14 protein-coding genes are annotated in these 17,766 nt (G+C 41.6%); 10 read left to right on the forward strand and 4 right to left on the reverse strand.

Annotated features, from left to right (window positions below; all coding sequences use genetic code 11):
* Nucleotides 1–45: 45 nt before the first annotated feature.
* On the reverse strand, nt 46–1,347 hold the full coding sequence (locus V7L07_RS29225; RefSeq protein WP_335062691.1) for a hypothetical protein: 1,302 nt from the start codon (nt 1,345–1,347) through the stop codon (nt 46–48).
* A 397-nt stretch (nt 1,348–1,744) separates the two neighbouring features.
* Between V7L07_RS29225 and V7L07_RS29230 the strand changes: the two genes are divergently transcribed.
* Together V7L07_RS29230 and V7L07_RS29235 are read left to right on the forward strand one after the other, a co-directional pair.
* Nucleotides 1,745–3,016, forward strand: coding sequence for an urease accessory protein UreH domain-containing protein (locus tag V7L07_RS29230; RefSeq protein WP_335062692.1), 1,272 nt, complete (start codon nt 1,745–1,747; stop codon nt 3,014–3,016).
* On the forward strand, nt 2,991–3,695 hold the full coding sequence (locus V7L07_RS29235) for a hypothetical protein (RefSeq protein WP_335062694.1): 705 nt from the start codon (nt 2,991–2,993) through the stop codon (nt 3,693–3,695). Before V7L07_RS29230 ends, V7L07_RS29235 begins: the two co-directional genes overlap by 26 nt.
* An 89-nt stretch (nt 3,696–3,784) precedes the next feature.
* Here V7L07_RS29235 and galE read toward each other — a convergent pair whose 3' ends face one another.
* Together galE and V7L07_RS29245 are read right to left on the reverse strand one after the other, a co-directional pair.
* Nucleotides 3,785–4,783, reverse strand: a complete 999-nt coding sequence (gene galE, locus V7L07_RS29240; protein WP_335062696.1) for a UDP-glucose 4-epimerase GalE — start codon at nt 4,781–4,783, stop codon at nt 3,785–3,787.
* Between the two features lie 180 nt (nt 4,784–4,963).
* A complete protein-coding gene (locus tag V7L07_RS29245; protein WP_335062697.1) occupies nt 4,964–5,182 on the reverse strand; it encodes a hypothetical protein in 219 nt (72 codons plus the stop codon).
* A gap of 27 nt (nt 5,183–5,209) precedes the next feature.
* Between V7L07_RS29245 and V7L07_RS29250 the strand changes: the two genes are divergently transcribed.
* The 4 genes from V7L07_RS29250 (at nt 5,210) to V7L07_RS29265 (ending at nt 9,513) form a co-directional block, all read left to right on the forward strand.
* The gene (locus V7L07_RS29250; protein ID WP_335062699.1) at nt 5,210–5,869 is read left to right on the forward strand and encodes a hypothetical protein; all 660 of its coding nucleotides are present in this window, start codon (nt 5,210–5,212) and stop codon (nt 5,867–5,869) included.
* Nucleotide 5,870: 1 nt separating this feature from the next.
* Entirely contained in the window at nt 5,871–6,020 is a 150-nt protein-coding gene (locus V7L07_RS29255) for a hypothetical protein (RefSeq protein WP_335062701.1), read from the forward strand.
* 242 nt (nt 6,021–6,262) lie between these two features.
* Complete coding sequence (locus V7L07_RS29260) at nt 6,263–8,014, forward strand: ABC transporter ATP-binding protein (RefSeq protein ID WP_335062703.1); 1,752 nt, start codon at nt 6,263–6,265, stop codon at nt 8,012–8,014.
* Between the two features lie 194 nt (nt 8,015–8,208).
* Nucleotides 8,209–9,513, forward strand: coding sequence for a sensor histidine kinase (locus V7L07_RS29265; RefSeq protein ID WP_335062714.1), 1,305 nt, complete (start codon nt 8,209–8,211; stop codon nt 9,511–9,513).
* Between the two features lie 373 nt (nt 9,514–9,886).
* Here the strand turns inward: V7L07_RS29265 and V7L07_RS29270 are convergent, their stop codons facing one another.
* Nucleotides 9,887–11,695 (reverse strand): endonuclease, encoded by a 1,809-nt coding sequence (locus tag V7L07_RS29270; protein WP_335062705.1) that lies wholly within the window; start codon nt 11,693–11,695, stop codon nt 9,887–9,889.
* A gap of 497 nt (nt 11,696–12,192) precedes the next feature.
* Between V7L07_RS29270 and V7L07_RS29275 the strand changes: the two genes are divergently transcribed.
* From V7L07_RS29275 to V7L07_RS29290, 4 genes are all read left to right on the forward strand, one after another.
* Nucleotides 12,193–12,891: a HupE/UreJ family protein gene (locus V7L07_RS29275; RefSeq protein WP_335062707.1), complete on the forward strand. Its 699-nt coding sequence runs from the start codon at nt 12,193–12,195 to the stop codon at nt 12,889–12,891.
* 183 nt (nt 12,892–13,074) lie between these two features.
* Complete coding sequence (locus tag V7L07_RS29280; protein WP_335062708.1) at nt 13,075–13,455, forward strand: hypothetical protein; 381 nt, start codon at nt 13,075–13,077, stop codon at nt 13,453–13,455.
* 9 nt (nt 13,456–13,464) lie between these two features.
* Nucleotides 13,465–14,391 (forward strand): hypothetical protein, encoded by a 927-nt coding sequence (locus tag V7L07_RS29285; RefSeq protein WP_335062709.1) that lies wholly within the window; start codon nt 13,465–13,467, stop codon nt 14,389–14,391.
* Nucleotides 14,392–14,416: 25 nt separating this feature from the next.
* The coding region (locus V7L07_RS29290; RefSeq protein ID WP_335062711.1) for a caspase family protein at nt 14,417–17,766 on the forward strand (3,350 nt) is incomplete at its 3' end.

Here is a 17,766-nt window from a genome sequence, read left to right on the forward strand (position 1 = left end):
ATGAACTTGTTACGCAATATTAAGTCGCACATCGCGTTAAATTTTCTAATTATATTCAACTGTTGCTAATAGTTCTGGTATATTTTGATTGGCAAGCCAAATTAAAAAACCTCTGTCTACCACATTTAATCGTCTATTTGTCTGATCGTAATCAATTATTATTGGTTTAATACCTTTTTTAACTTGAAGTGAAGATGTCGATTTTAAAGCTTGAGTTAAATTCCCCGGATTAAGGTTTTTTCCTTGTGGATGACGCGATTGAAGTTCCTCACGTATTCGTGCATAAGTAAGTCCCTGCTGTAACTCCTTTAATTTTAGTGAAAGAATAGGATAAAGAATCCATTTATACATCTCAAGCTGTGTATCTTGAAATCCTTCAGAAAATTGATTTATAAAAGACATATATCGCCCATTTTGCTGATTAACAACAGATTTGATTAGATGATGCACAAGCAAGCTACCACCAATGGTACGGAATTGGCTTTGGGTTTCTTTTACTTGTTCTTGATGACACGCTTGAGAACAAACTTCTTGAACTATATAAACACTCTCGTATGATTCTTTTATAACAGTCGTTTTAAAATGTTCGGTAAAACTAATATTTAATAATTTAGCTCCCTCATCAATTACTTGCATTAATTCTCTATGAGTCCATTTGTCAGCATCTATAGCAATTACACGTCCAGTCAAGTCGCCATTATGTACAATTAACCTATTCTCTTCTAACCAAACACCTATAATTATGAAACAAAACTTAGATGCTTCATGAAATGCTTTTAATACAACTGCAAAGTGTCTTTGAATATCTATATCAAGATAATGAAAATCTTCTAAAACAATATACTTTTGAAATTTGATTGCATTCAAACAAGCAATAATATCATTTACATCTTCTGGATCAACATCAAAATTTTCTAATAAAGTCTCAGTAGTTTTTTGTTGTTCTGTGTCAGTTGAAATTGTTCCTTTACTTCCAGCAAGTCCGAAAAAATTTACTAATCCTTCAAAAGAAGCTGCAACCTTTTGCTTGCCAGAAGCAGTTTGTCTAACAGATTGAGTAGTTTGGTAGCCTGCTTGTTTCAGAATAGCAAGATGTATATCTGTTAATTTCCAATGATTAAGACATTGAATATTAATATATTCATCAGATTTAAGGCAACTCTTTTTTAAAGATGTTTTCCCCTGCTTGGAGCTACCATATATAACAATGTGTCTACTTTTGTCTAAATTTTCAATAAGTTTTTGATCAACTTCTTGCCTCTTTACATAGTTTAAAGGGAGGTCACGACTTATACCATAAACATCATTTGCTTTATACACTTTATTGTTAAAAAACATATTTTTCATCCTCGTGTTTAGTTGAAAATTATCTAGTTAGAGAAGTTTGTGAATATTGTTAAAGTACTAATCGAACCAATGGACAGACTTTTTTAAGTAGATGCTACTTTATATATCAAAATTATACACTACAGGAAGTATAATTATATACGGCATATATTTTATTGTGGTTTAAAACTTACGATTGTGTATTGGAATTATACGAGTGTTGACATCCAGGCTTTCTTACTTTTTCTTTCCTAGAGTGAACATCAAGTTTGACGGTTTGTCTTTTGACAGCGATCGCAACTTCACGTAAAGTGCCGCACTAGGGGATTACTGAGTAAAGAAGAAAATAAAAGAATTTCTGATTACTTCTTCAAAATCTTTATTCGGATACTCAAGACTCAAGACTCAGGACTTTTTTATGGTAGATTTGTTGCTGATCGCAATCCTGGGATTCCTGGGGAGTTTTGGACATTGCTTTGGGATGTGTGGCCCCCTAACAGTGGCGTTTTCTTTGTCTCATCAGCCAAAAATTCCACACACAACTTCCTTAGGGCGCACATCAACCTTAGAAAAGTCCGATACTTGGCAGCAGCAATTAAAATTTCATATCCTGCTAAACCTGGGGCGGATGTTGAGCTATGGTCTAGTTGGTGCAGGCATTGGGGCGCTAGGTTCGGTATTGCTGCAAGGTGGACAGCTAGCGGGTGTTGGCAGCGACTTCCGGCGCTGGATGGCAATTCTGACTGGTGTGATGTTGATTTGGTTTGGCTTAGGACAAGTAAAACCCGATTTACTACCACGCATTCCTGTGCTACATCCCCTATTGCAAGGTAGTTTACACGATCGCCTCAGCACCGGAATGGTTAAGCTTTCCTTAAAAGCCAAATGGTGGACACCAATGCTTTTGGGGATGACTTGGGGTTTAATGCCCTGTGGTTTTTTGTATGCTGCCCAAATTAAAGCTGCTGAAACTGGCAATTTATGGATGGGTGGGGCAACCATGCTAGCTTTTGGCTTAGGAACTCTGCCAACGATGCTAGGTGTAGGCGTTTCCACATCTTTGGTAAGTAAAGACAGGCGCAGTCAGTTGTTTCGATTAGGCGGTTGGGTGACGCTGATCATTGGCGCTATCACCTTATTGCGGACTGGTGACACAATGGTAGATTACACCGGACACGCCGCCTTAATCTGCTTAATTTTGGCGCTAATTGCGCGTCCCATTAGTGGCTTGTGGGCTTCACCACTGCGTTACCGCCGGGGCTTGGGAGTGGGAGCTTTTGTGCTTTCTGTGGTTCACACCGCCCACATGATAGAACACTCATTGCAATGGAATTTTGCCGCTTTTGATTTTATGCCGCTAGAATTTCAGTGGGGTATGGCTGCGGGTGCTGTAGCATTGGTATTAATGTCCCCCGCCGCTTTCACAAGTTGGGAATCTTTGCAGAAATCTTGGGGCAAGCGTTGGCGACAGATTCATCTATTGGGTGTGCCAGCCTTGCTCTTGAGTGCCATTCATACTGTGTTGATTGGTTCCCATTACTTGGGTTCCTTACAATCAACTTGGGGAAATAAATTAGCGGCAGTCCTGTTGGTATTTTTTACTCTCAGTGTCTTGCTAATCCGTTCGCGCTTTTTTTGGTCAAAGTTAGCCGTAGAAAAGTTTTATGTTCCCCCAACCAAATCGCGGTAAATCATCCTTATTTTCTGGCTTCATCCCAACAAGTCAAAAACAGAGGCATTACCTACTCAAAGGCATTTCCTGGCAGAATCAAGGAACAATAAAGTATTTATTATTCCTGAGTTGCTTAGTTATATCAATGACTAATCTTTACCCTGCATCTGCTCATAAAGTGGAAGTAGCTGGAGATGTCGGTGCCACTATCCACATTGAACCAAATGATAATCCCCGTGCTGGAGAACCGAGCCAAGCCTGGTTTGCACTTACCCGCAGAGGTGGAAGGGTAATTCCCCTATCACAGTGTAATTGTCAGTTGGCTGTTTATGCCGAACCTTATGCAGCCGGAGAGCCTGCACTGCTAGAACCAGAGTTAAAACCTGTGTCAGCTGAACGCTATCAAGGTATTCCAGGTGCGGAAGTTGTTTTTCCCAAGCCAGGTATTTATGAGTTGCAACTGAATGGGAAACCTGCATCTGGGGCAAGATTCAAACCCTTTGAGTTCAAATTTGAAGTTACTGTAGCAGGCGGTTCAACACAAGAGAATACACGAAATATACGAGATGTCAATGGTGATCTAGCAGAGGGAGAATCTCAGAAATTACCAACTTGGGCGATCGCACTGCCAATTATCGGATTCATTGCCATCTTAGTTGTTGCACTACGAGGGACGAGAGGGGGAAGTGGGGAATAGGGAGTAGAGAAGAGGCAGGGGGCAGGGGGACAAGGTGACTTGAGTGAGAACTTACAACAAGTCTTTCTCCATTCCCCATTCCCCATTTCTTACTTATGTCGCTTTTGATGCCACTGCCACGCATGAGCGACAATATCTTGGATAGATGGATACTGAGGTTGCCAGCCTAAGATTGTTCTGACTTTCTCACTGGTGCCAATGAGAATTGGGGGATCGCCAGGACGGCGATCGCGTTCTTCTACTAGTATGGAAATTCCTGTCACCTCTTCGGCAGCGGCAATGACTTCTCTAACAGAGAAACCGCTGCCATTACCTAAATTAAAAACTTCGCTATCGCCACCTTTTAATAAATATTCCAATCCCAAAATATGGGCATCTGCTAAATCGTTAACATGAATATAATCACGAATACAAGTACCATCGGGCGTGGGGTAATCGGTGCCGAAAATTGAGATCGATTCTCGTTTGCCTAAAGCTGTCATCAGCACCAACGGAATCAAATGGGTTTCTGGATTATGATCCTCGCCGAGTAAGCCATTGGGATTAGCACCAGCAGCATTAAAATAGCGGAAACGCACTGATTGCAAACCGTAAGCGACATCAAAATCAGAGAGAATCCGCTCTACCATCAGCTTTGTAGCGCCATAGGGATTAATCGGATTTTGGGGATGGTTTTCGGGAATGGGCACGAATTCTGGTACGCCGTAGGTGGCACAGGTAGAAGAAAAGACAAATTTCTTTACAGATGCCGTCAGCATCGCTTCTAACAAGGTCAAAGTACCAAGGACGTTATTGTTGTAATATTTCGCCGGGTCAGTTACCGATTCTCCTACGTAGGCATAAGCAGAAAAATGCATCACAGCGGCAATATCGTGGGTTTTAAATAGGCGATCGAGCAAGGCGCGATCGCCTGTATCCCCTACGATCAGTTCTACCTGTAAAACCCTTTCTACCAAGTCGCGATGCCCATAGACCAGATTATCAAGGATGACAACGTTATAACCCGCTTGCTTCAAAGCAAGCACCGTATGAGAACCAATATATCCAGCTCCCCCCGTTACCAAAATAGTAGGCTTTCCAGGCGACATACTTTTTCCTTTTGAGTGGGTTTTCAATTAATTTAGTTTACCGGTACCAGATTACTCTTCTGGAAAATTATAAATAATGGACGCAGTGTCAAAAAATTGCACTAAAATCACTACGACGGTAGTCTTTGGGTGTGAGGTTTGAGATATTTTAAGTCAAACAGTGCGATTACAATTTGACAATCAAATAAATCCATTTCCCGAAACCTCTAGGTTGACCTTTACGGGTGACGCTGCTAGCGTTGCTATGGCTAAGAAGTCGCCAGTTGTTTTATTCAGGGAAATCATGCACGGCAGTCCCAACTGGGGAGCCACTGCGTTCATTACCGGGGTTTCCCCCGTTGAAGAACTAGCGTGGAAACCCCGATCAAAACGGGCTGCCTCATCACCACACTGGCTCACCGCACCAGAAAATTTGAGAGTTAATCTATGTTTCTATTGCTAAGCCGGGTACTGCTGTGGCTGCTGATTGGCACTATCGTATATTCTCTGTTCCAGCGATTTTATCCCTCTGGAACTTTTGTTGGGCGATTAATCTTAGTCGTTATCTTGGTAATCGTAGCCCTATCATTTCTTAACCCCAGTGAACCAGCTGTGGCGTCGTTATGGAGGATGCTGTCTTTTCCACTTAAGCCTCTAGGAGCCTCTGTTTTGCTGATGATTCTGGCTGCTCAGAAAATCAAAGCAGGTGGGATAGAGAAACCAGGAGGAGTTTTGCTCGGTTGGGCACTGACGATTTTGCTGTTGTCAAGTACACCAGCAGTCGCCTATTTCCTTTATCGCGCACCTCTAGGAGCAATGGCAGGTCAAAATTATGTAGCAACCGCTACTCCAACATCTGGGACACTAGTGGCGTTAGGGCAACCAAGCACCACAGCAAACATCTCAGATGTGATGGGGGACAGCATTCTTTCTTATAATTTGAAAGTGCCTCCCTACCTCTTACAAGGAAATCCTCAAGATATTCGCACACGGGGTTTACGACTTGAAGACTTTGTACCAAATGCAGAAACGTTGCAATTGACAACCAGAACTTGGGAAAGTTATCTCGTTGAAATTTATAGGTTCTTGCGTGTTCAGCGGTCATAAAATGAAGACTGCTGAGTACATAGTGCTGAGTGCTGAGTTGAAAGACCGCCCACAAGGAGCGGGACAAAAACCAAGGGCAAAAGTACTGAATACTATTTTTACTCAGCACTGGCTAAACGGCCTGCTAACAGCACTCAGCACTCAGTACTGAGTATGGTAAAAAAGAAATACTAAAAAGGCCCCAATGCCACGCTTTAGTAACGCTACCCGAAATTCGGAATTACGAATTTGCAAGGGTTTCATTAAACTAAAGACTTGGGGATTGAGAAAATTTAAATAGGGATTCAGACCCCATTCTTTCCCAATCCCCAATCCCCAGTCCCCAATCCCCTACATAGCTGCCTTCTTGGACTAGCAGTTAATCTAGGATGATAAAGTTGCAAAATTGCTTTAATGGCAAAATCTCGACGACTCGCTAAACTCAGTGCTTACTTACGACCCCATTGGCAGGAGGCGTCCTTAGGCATTCTCGCTTTGTTGTCTGTCAATGCACTGGGCGTTTATATCCCTTGGTTGATTCGTGCTGGTGTTGACAAGCTCTCAACAACCTTCAACTGGAACCAAATATTACATTATGTAGTAATCATTGTCTTACTCAGTTCGGCAATGTGGCTAATGCGAATGGCATCACGCATTTGGCTATTTGGGGTGGGGCGTCAAGTGGAATTTGACCTGAAACAACGGATTTTTGAACATTTACTCAAGCTGGAGCCTGCTTATTTTGCTAGTAATACTGCTGGCGATTTGATTAGTCGGGCTACCAGTGATGTAGACAATATCAAGCGGTTGTTGGGTTTTGCGGTCTTGAGTTTAGCAAATACAGCCTTTGCTTATGCCCTGACATTGCCAGTAATGCTGGCGATTAGTGTGGATCTCACACTAGCCTCCCTGGCAGTGTACCCTTTTATGTTCTTGTTGGTGAGTCTGTTTAGCACTCGCCTACGTAAACAACAAGCAACAGTCCAAGAGCAACTCTCTGACATCAGCGAACTCATTCAGGAGGATATCAGTGGCATTGCCTTAATTAAAATCTATGCCCAAGAAGCAAACGAGCGTCGAGCTTTTGCCAAGAAAAATCAGCAGCTATTGACTGCCAATCTAGAACTGGCAAAAATCCGAAATACACTGTTTCCGCTAATTGGCGGGCTAGCTAATATCAGTTCACTGATCATCATCTGGCTAGGGACAGCGCGGATGTCTTCTGGGACGCTTGAGGTTGGCGACTTTTTAGCACTGTTAATTTATGTAGAGCGTTTGGCCTTCCCCACAGCCATTTTAGGATTCACAATTACTGCCTACCAACGGGGTGAAGTTAGTATTGATAGGCTGGAATCTATTCTTTCTGTCACACCGAAAATTAAAGATGCAGCCGATGCCATACATCTGCCGGTGGCTGAACTGAAAGGGGAACTGACAGCGAAAAATCTCACTTACAATTACCCTGGTTCAACTACTCCAGCTTTAGCAAATGTGAACTTTACCATTGCTGCTGGAGAAACTGTCGCTATTGTTGGATCAATTGGTTCGGGGAAATCAACTTTGGCCAATGCTTTGCCCCGCTTGTTAGATATTGAATCAGGACAATTGTTTTTAGATGGGGTGGATATTACTAAGATTGCTTTGGCAGATTTACGAGGTGCGATCGCCTACGTTCCTCAAGATAGCTTTCTATTTAGTACTACAATCAAAAATAATATCCGCTACGGCGATCCAGTTAGCGAACAAGAGCAGGTAGAATCTGTTGCTAAACTTGCCCAAATTGAATCAGAAATTCACAATTTTCCCCAGCAATATGAAACTATTGTTGGTGAACGCGGTATTACTCTTTCTGGCGGTCAACGACAACGTACTGCTTTAGCTAGGGCTATGCTGATCAATGCCCCAGTATTAATTTTGGATGATGCCCTCTCTAGTGTAGATAATCAAACAGCCGCGCAAATCCTCAAAAATCTCTCCGATGATACTAAACGCAAAACAGTAATTTTTATCACGCACCAATTATCAGCAGCAGCGGTTGCTGACCGAATTTTTGTGATGGAAAAGGGAAAAATTGTACAGATAGGCAATCACTTAGAACTTGTAAAACAACAGGGTTTATACAGAACTTTGTGGAGCCAACATCAAGTTGAAGAATTACTACACTAGTACCGCAAGGCGGAATTTAAAATTTAAAATTTAAATTTTAAAATGAATACAGCCTAAGCGTTTCATTAATTTGGAATGGGTAGTTTATTTCCGCCTTCTTGTACTAGTACAGCCTTTAATATTAAGGACAATTTGTTATCCAGCGTGTATAATTTGTCAACTATTAAATGACAAATTACCTCGTTTGGCGGTGTATGCTGGAACTTTTGCAAAATTTTTTGACAGAGAGTTCATTTATTCCACATGGACATTGTTATCTCTGGAAGCCGAATTTAGTGTGGCTAAATATCATCTCAGATTCTCTGATTGCTTTGGTATATTATTCTATCCCCATCATCCTGATTTACTTTGTCCACAAGCGAAAGGATTTCCCCTTCAAATGGATACTTTTATTATTTGGAGCTTTTATCGTCTCTTGTGGTACAACCCATGTAATGGATGTATGGACGCTTTGGCATCCAACTTATTGGTTATCCACTTTCATCAAGTTTATTACGGCTATTATCTCACTATATACAGCGATCGCACTGTTACCCATCATTCCCCAAGCTATAGCTTTACCGAGTCCTGCACAACTAGAAGCAGCTAACTGTCAACTCAAACTGACCTTAAAGGAACTTGAAAATACGCAAGCTCAACTCATTCAAACTGAAAAAATGTCTTCATTGGGGCAATTAGTTGCCGGTATTGCCCATGAAATTAATAATCCTGTGAATTTTATTGAGGGTAATATCGTTATTACCAATGAATATATTATAAATTTACTCAATTTGATTACCCTTTATCAAGAATGTCATTGCCATTTAGAATCAGAAATTCAAACTCATATTGAAAAAATTGACTTTGGTTTTATTAAAGAAGACTTACCGAAACTTTTATCTTCCATGAAAATGGGAACTCAGCGCATTTCCAACCTAGTCTTATCCTTGCGTAACTTCTCGCGGCTAGATGAAGCAGAAAAAAAAGCAGTTGATATCCACGAAGGTCTTGATAGTACTCTCTTAATTTTGCAAAATCGCTTGGAAGGCGAAGGAAATCATCCAGATATTCAAGTGATAAAAGAATACGGCAATTTACCTCAAGTTGAGTGCTATGCTGGACAACTCAATCAAGCATTTATGAATATCCTGAATAATTCTATTGATACTTTGAGAGAATCAATCGTTGGTTGCAATTTGTTAGCGGTTAATGTAAAAACAACTGGCAACCAACAACTGATAAATAACAATCCCTATATTCGCATTTGCACTGAGGTTTTAGACACGAATAAAGTGATAATTCGGATTGCTGATAATGGCTGCGGTATGACAGAAGCAGTAAAGCAAAAAATTTTTGACCCGTTTTTTACAACTAAACCTGTTGGTTCAGGTACAGGTTTAGGAATGTCGATTAGCTACCAAATTATTAACAAACATGGTGGTCAACTCAAGTGTATTTCTGCACCGCTTCAAGGCACAGAGTTCATCATTGAGATTCCGATTCTAATCGAGTCTGTTTGAAGCGTTGGGTAGTTTTCCTCCTGCCTTCTTTGATAAATTATCCAATCTTGTGGGGTGGACATCTTTTGGGGCGGACAAGATGTCCACCCCACAAGAAGTAATTAGACATCTCCAGAAATTAAAAATGCGTTACCCAGAACCCTTATAGAGACGTAGCACTGCTACGTCAAAACAATTCTTTTTCGGAGATGTCTATTGAGTTTTTTTTATTTGCAAGTCCTTGGGAGGTGTGGGAGGATGGGGAAGAAGTCTTACCCCCCACACTCCCCCGACTCCCCACACTCCCCTTCCCCCTCTGCCTACACTATGCGTGAGAAATCCGGGTTTAGCTGCGCGATCTGTCTCGTGCCTTCATCAAGAAAATATTCCCGTTTCAGGAATTACAATAAGCTCGTTCTGCCAACGTGACATCTAACACGAATGGATTTTCATTACCCTGAAATTGGGCGATCGCATGACTCCGTTCTATCTCAGTAATATCAGGTAGGTCTTGTTGATTCCATTTACACAAAGTTTGACGCTGATTCTGAAAGTAATTTTCTTCTACTTTCTTAGCCTGATCCCGATAAATAGTGTAAAAGTAGAAAATTGCCCTGGCTATATCCCCTTTTACTTTCTCTCTAGGCTCAAATTTAGAAGATGCTGATTCGCTAAACTCGTCAATTGCACTAGTAGGAATTGTAGATTGGACAGTATCATTTCGATACCATTTCTTAGTACTTGTGTCGGCTATATCGTCAAAGGGTTTATTACCTCGCTCAGTATTAATATCTTCTCGCGCTGGAAACAGATGGTGAAGGTCACTTTTGGCATTACCCTTTTGGGCACCTTTACTTTGTGGCCAAACGTGTTCGGTATTCAGTCCTAATTTGTCAGCTTCCTGACTAGGATCGCCATTGCCACTTAAACGAATTGGGTAACTAGCATAAATATCTGTGACAATACCTGCTTGGTTGTCAATAACACCAAACATTTGATCTCTGGCGCGATCGTAATTCAAACTTTTGCTTGGCGTATACTCCTTAGCGAGTTCTTTCACTAAAGCAACTTTGGATAATTGAGGCAATATAATCGCCGAATCACTTGCAGGAGTGGGAGTAGGTTGAACGACAGGAGGAATGTTTTCAGAGGTGGACTGGTTAGCAGGTAATGTAAACGCTGCAATCACAGGATCGTGGTCGCTAACAGGTTGACGAAAGCCAACATTAACATGCACAATGTCAATTTCCGGTTGAGCAACACGAGAAAGATTTTCACTGACTAACAAATGGTCAATAAGTTGATTATTTCCACGGAATTTAAAACTAAAGCGATCGCTAACAGGTAAACGATCCGTCAGATTTTCCAGAATGTTACCCTCTAAGGTCTTCAGAGTTAAGGAATCTGGTAAATCGTTTAAATCACCCAGTACAATTACTTTAGCTTGTGGGTCAGCTTCTAATAGTTGCGTGACGAATCCATTCACAATTTCGGCTTGTTTAACTCGTTTAACATCGCTGGGAGAACCTCCAAGCTTGGAAACAAAGTGATTAGCAATAATAAACAGTTTTTGCTCGTTAAAAATAAATTCTGCTACAAGTGGCTTGCGGCTTTCATCGAAAGCAGGATTCGTGGGATCAATCCGACCTGGATTAAGCGAGAGGTCGAGAGCATTTGTACCTTGAGTAATAGCTACAGCATCTAATGAACCGCCTTTTCGGGGTAGTTTTGCGAGATTTATCCGGCTGGGTTGAAATAAGAAACCAACCCGAATATTGCCTCCAGGTTCTCCACCATCTCGATCGTCGCTGGGCGGAATATCAACAAACTCGTATGCTGGACTACCGATATTTTTGAGCGCATCAATCAGTTTTTGGTAAGTCTGATTTGCATTAACAACATCATCATTGTTTGGCCCGTTGTTATCCTGAACTTCAATTAAACTGATGACATCTGGTGCGTTCAAATTATTGCCAATAATTTTAGCAATATTATCAAAGCGTTGGTCTTCAGGGTCTAAATTTTCCACATTAAAAGTTGCAACAGTCAATACATCCTGTGACTTTTGCAGAGATGTTGTTTCCCGTTGTGCAACTGAAGGTAAAGGCGTTGGCAATTGAGCTATTGGACTAGCTTGTAGTGGACTAATCCATACAAAGAAGATGAGAGTAATACTAAGTAGTAGCAATTTGATGAATTTCATTCTCTCTTTCAATGAAGATATTTTCTAGATTAATCTTCTTCTTGATAGAGTTCAGTTAAGATAAGTTTTAAGTTGGGTAAAGGGGAACATGCCATTTTGGAATAAATACTAGGTTGAAGAACAATTCAGAAGTCAGAAGCTTTATCATAAGCCTGGATTTGCATATAGTATCTGTCTAATTAGCTGAATAAAAAGATCACTAAAAAAAAATTACTACTTAAAACCTTTCCTCTCCGACTCGGAGGTTGTTTGAAAAGTCTATATTTATTACTCATCGGGCGACTGGAAGTCGCGGCTACATATACAAAACCCACCTTTCCTACGGAACGCTACGCGAACGTGGGTTAAAAATCCTTGATTTTATCTTAGTCCATCTTCGTGGACTAACTTTTATGTAGTAGCGAATTCTATTCGCCTAATACTTTTTTTTACTACGTTAGTTTTTTGGAATAGATGGGTAGTATAAATTACCGAAAAAACTAATTTGGCTTATAGTGATGTTCAAGACTAAATTATCAGAATCATCTGTCTCAAAGGAACTTTATACCTCGAAGTTAATGCCTCGCCATATTGGGGCGATCGCAGCTTTAATTTTAATTAGCTTACTGAGTTCATTGAGTGGTACACCAGTTGACCATGCCATCTCTAACGCCTGGGAAGGCTTTCTCTGGGGATTGGCAGATCCAGTAATCAGCTTAAATTGTTTAGTTGGTATTGTTGCGATTGGCTTACTTTCATCTGTGTTTGCTCGTGGCGCTGCGATCGCTGGATGTTTTATCTTCGCAACAGTTTTGGGCATTGTAATTCATCTATTGCAGCTAAATTTACCAGGCACAGAAATAGCGTTCGCTGAAAGCGTTGGCGCAGCCATCGCTATCTCTACCATTGTTTTTGGTACTATGCTGATGATGCCAAATCAACTAAACTTTCTGGTGCTTGCTCTGGTAAGTATTAGTGCTGGTTTATTTCAGGGTTACGCTGATGCTGAATCTATTATTAGTGCAGAAATAATACCAGTAGTTGCATATATACTAGGCATTACCTTAACTCTGTTTGCAGTTGCCATGAGTGCTAGAGAAATTGGTGTGGCAATGGGTATGGGAGAAATCAACCGAACTTTACCCTGGAAAATGAGTCTTGCTGGCTTCGCTTTATGTGCGATCGGCATCGTATTTTTGAGCAATTCGATCATTTAAATCACATATTTCAATTCAGTGGAATACATTCATTCGTGGGGGCGTACAGCTAACTGTGCGCCCCATTATGTTTTTGGACTAAAAATTGTCTTTTATCTATGCTCAAAAATTAATTATGTTAATCTGTTTCAGTGTATATGTAAAAGAATTAGCCATTAATTTTACATAATGAGGTTTTAAATTGTGGTGTTTGAACCTGAAGATATTCTAGAGGGAAGTCGCTCGATTCGTCCCCTTCTTCCAGAAATTTTAGGAGATGATGCGGTTCAAGTAGACCGCCAATTGTCTGAACTATTGGCACAAGCTAAAGCAGGGGAGCCAGTTCATGAACAGATTTTAGAAATGCTCAAAATTTACCCAGATACTCGCAACTGGATAGCTGAATTTCTCAGTAAAAAACAGGTATCAAAAGGTTTTGAAGAACTTCCAGGTAAAGGTCAACCAATATCCGCTTCAAAATATAGATGTCCTGAAGGGGACGATTATACTTGGTATCGTCGCGTTGTCGGAGCAAAGATACCAAACTGTCCGACTCATAATGTCCCACTAATACCTGCTGATTAGTTACAAAATATGCCAACCAAATTTTTGGAAAGTCTGGGTGGAAAGCTGGCAGAAAACTGGGCTGCGAACATACTAACACCAGCCTTTGTTTTCTGGATTGGGGGATTACTAGCTTGGGTGTGGCGTTTTGGTAGAAAACCCTTGGAAGAGTGGCTTAAACAGCAATCAGAATCTTTGTTGATTGCTGTGATGGTAAGTGGTTTGCTGATTATTGCTGTCTCAGGTTTTGTGGTTCAAAGGTTCGATTTATTTATTCTCAGATTTTTAGAAGGCTATTGGCCTAGTTGGCTGTCTCCCCTACTTTTCTTACGACGCTGGATGATACAGCAAAAAAAGCATGAATTTAAACGAAAAGAAAATCGTTGGCAAACTCTGGCTAATCAAAAAGATAAACAAATAACTGACGAAGAATTAGAGGAATATGTAACACTGGATGGACAACTTATGCAATTTCCATCTCAACCTAATAGGTTAATGCCTACAAAGTTAGGTAATATTCTTAGAGCATCTGAAAGCCGCCCTTTTGATAAGTATGGCTTGGATGCTGTAATTTGCTGGTCTCGCCTCTGGCTACTATTACCGGATGGAGTGAAGAAAGAATTACAGGAAGCACGGTCAAATCTGAATACAGCAGCCCGTTTTTGGCTGTGGAGTTTGCTGTTTCTCGTTTGGACTGTTTGGGCTTGGTGGGCTATCCCTGCTGCTTTTCTGGGAGCAATTTTTGCTTATTACTGGGCAGTTGATGCCGCAAGTGTCTACTGTAACTTATTGGAATCTGCGTTTGATTTGTATCGCTTAGAACTTTACAAATCTCTTCGTTGGCGAATACCTATTAATCCGAAGCAAGAAAAAGAATTAGGTCAGCAATTGACAATTTATTTGTTACGAGGTTTAGATGGCGACAGACCAATATTTACGCCTCTAAAGGAAAAGTGACTTTCATGGGTAAATATTTAGTAAGATGAGTAAGGATGCTTTAGTTGTTGGTATTAATAAGTATAATATTCCAGGATTGTCAGCCTTACGATCGCCTGCTAACGATGCCGAAGCGATCGCCAAGCGACTCAGTGAAGCTGGAAATTTTCATGTCAAGCGATTGCCAGAATTCCTAGATCCGTTTGAAGGTGATGCACCACGCATATCACCAAACCAGGAAATCAAGGTAGCAGATTTAAAAGATGCTTTAGAACAACTCTTTTATCCTGAAGGTAAAAGCGTTCCAGATACAGCCCTGTTCTATTTTTCAGGGCATGGTCTTCGCAGCAAAGGACGCATTAAAGAAGGTTTTCTAGCTACCAGTGATACCGATTGTGATGGGAACTGGGGACTGCAATTAAAGTGGCTACGTGAGTTATTGCAAGAAAGCCCAGTCAGGCAGCAGATTATTTGGTTGGACTGTTGTTACAGTGGGGAACTACTCAATTTTACAGAAGCCGATCCAGGCGATCGCGGAAATACACGCGATCGCTGTTTTATTGCCGCTTGCAGAGAATTTGAGCTAGCCCATGAAAACGTGAGTGGAGCCAGCAGCGTACTCACTAGCGTGATTTTGCGCGGATTTGACTTGGCTGATCTATCTAACCAATGGGTCACGAACGAAACACTAGTAACATTCTTGCGGCAGGAATTAGAAACAGCACCCCAAAAATTCATTTCTAACAATTTAGGGTGTATTAATCTCTTTTTTAGGAAAGAAACAACAAATAAACCAGCTGTTGAATCTACTGTACAAACTCCGAGTCAACCAAATCAGACAGATAAATTAGCAGAGCAATTACGGGCTTGGTTCACTGCCTTACGTTATGGCTTTGAAAAAGGTGAAATTAGCAATGAAAATTATTTTGAGTGGATTATTAATGTCAATAACCCTATAGAGAAAAAGGGATATAACCGAGTTTTGGTGCGCGGCATTACAGGAGAAGCCGGAATGGCAGATGTTGCTGCCTTGCGACAGTCAGTAAATGCTCGAAAAACAGATATAGGTTGGCTAATCACCAATCGCCGTGTCAGTCGCGCTGCTAAAGATGAGGTGAGCAAGCAAGAAAACCTGGATTTATTTTGCTACACCCTTGATGAGTTGCTAGATCGGGATGCCGATTTTAATGTCTACCTCAACTGGTTAGAAAATGAAATCAAGCAACGGGGAATTGACCGCACTTATGTACCCCTAGCTTGTACCAAAGAGGAATTTGATCCCATCTCAAAGCAGAAAATGGGCATAAGCCGTTACGCTCAAGCTGATGGTTGGATTGATGGTTATGTTGAACGTTGGCTTGATGATCCTGCGAAAGAACACCTTTCTATTTTGGGTGAATTTGGCACTGGCAAAACCTGGTTTGGGTTGCATTATGCCTGGACTGCCCTGCAACGCTATCGGGATGCTCAACGCCGGGGAGTAGAACGCCCACGTCTACCATTAGTCATTCCTTTACGGGACTATGCCAAAGCAGTCAGTGTAGAATCGCTATTTTCAGAATTCTTTTTTCGCAAGCATGAAATCCCACTGCCTGGTTATTCTGCCTTTGAACAACTCAACCGCATGGGTAAAGTGTTGTTGATTTTTGATGGCTTTGATGAAATGGCAGCTAGAGTCAATCGCCAAGAAATGATCAACAACTTCTGGGAACTTGCCAAAGTAGTAGTACCAGGGGCAAAGGTAATTCTCACCTGTCGCACCGAACATTTCCCAGAAGCCAAAGAAGGTAGGGCTTTGCTAAGTGCAGAATTGCAAGCATCTACAATTAACTTGCCTCTAGAGACACCGCGCTTTGAAGTGCTGGAATTAGAAAAATTTGATGACGAGCAAATTCGGCAAGTATTAGCGTTTCGTGCTGAACCAGAAACCGTAGAACAGATAATGAGTAATCCGACATTGCGGGATTTAGCACGTCGTCCCGTAATGACGGAACTAATTATAGAAGCTTTGCCAGAAATTGAGGCGGGCAAGCCAGTAGATATATCACGGGTATATTTATATGCTGTGCGGCACAAAATGGAGAGAGATATCAAAACCAACCGTACCTTTACCTCATTGGCAGATAAGCTCTATTTTTTGTGTGAGTTGTCCTGGGAAATGCTCTCAACAGACCAGATGAGCATGAACTACAAAGAATTTCCCGACCGGATTCGGCGTTTATTTCCTGCTGTAGTCCAAGAAGAAAAAGATTTAGACTACTGGCATCATGACATGATGGGGCAGACAATGCTAATTCGTAATGCGGAAGGAGACTACAGCCCCGCCCATCGTTCGTTATTGGAATTTTTTGCTGCCTATAAGCTGGTGGCAGAGTTAGGCGTTTTAGCTCCCGACTTCACAGAACTGGCTCAAGCACAGTCTCATTTAGATACTGTTCCACCACAAGATTACACTTGGTCAGAATACTTTCAACGACAGTGCGGAGAAGATAAACAACCACTCTCAATAGCACCGCTAAATTCATTCGCCAAAGCATCTTTAGAAAAATTATCTAATTATTTTGGTACGGCTCCCTTGGCAAAAGCAGTGCTAGATTTAGCTGTGCCAATGTTAGATGAGCAAGTATTTAAACAACAGTTGCTCGCACTAATTCAGTCAACCCGTGGCCAAACCCAGACTCAGGTGGGTTATATAGGTGGCAACCTAGTGAAATTACTACTAGCAAGAAATCCTTATAGTCTAGAAAAATCTGATCTCAGCCATACTGTTATTACAGACGTAAACTTTGCTAATGCCAGCCTGCGGTGGATAAATTTGATGGGAGCGGATCTCACAAACTCGGTCTTTGCGCCAGTTCTCGGAGCGGTCTCGTCGGTGGCATTTAGTGCTGATGGCAAAAAATTGGTGATTGGAGATAGTAAGGGTACTGTACAAGTTTGGGAAGTATCCTCTGGTAGAGTCTTGTTGTTCCTTCAGGGGCATGATTCTGGGGTCAATTCAGTAGCATTTTCCCCCGACAGTCAGCGGATTGTCAGTGGCAGTGATGACAAGACAGTACGGTTGTGGGATGTTAATGGTCAGTCCATTGGTCAACCCTTTGTCGGGCATGATTCTGGGGTCTTATCAGTGGCATTTTCCCCCGACGGTCAGCGGATTGTCAGTGGCAGTTTTAACAAGACAGTACGGTTGTGGGATGTGAATGGTCAGCCCATTGGTCAACCCTTTGTCGGGCATGATTCTGGGGTCAATTCAGTGGCATTTTCCCCCGACGGTCAGCGGATTATCAGTGGCAGTGATGACAAGACAGTACGGTTGTGGGATGTGAATGGTCAGCCCATTGGTCAACCCTTTGTCGGGCATGATTCTAGGGTCAATTCAGTGGCGTTTTCCCCTGA

It is taken from the genome of Nostoc sp., assembly GCF_036916985.1.
In the GTDB taxonomy this organism is placed as follows: domain Bacteria; phylum Cyanobacteriota; class Cyanobacteriia; order Cyanobacteriales; family Nostocaceae; genus Nostoc.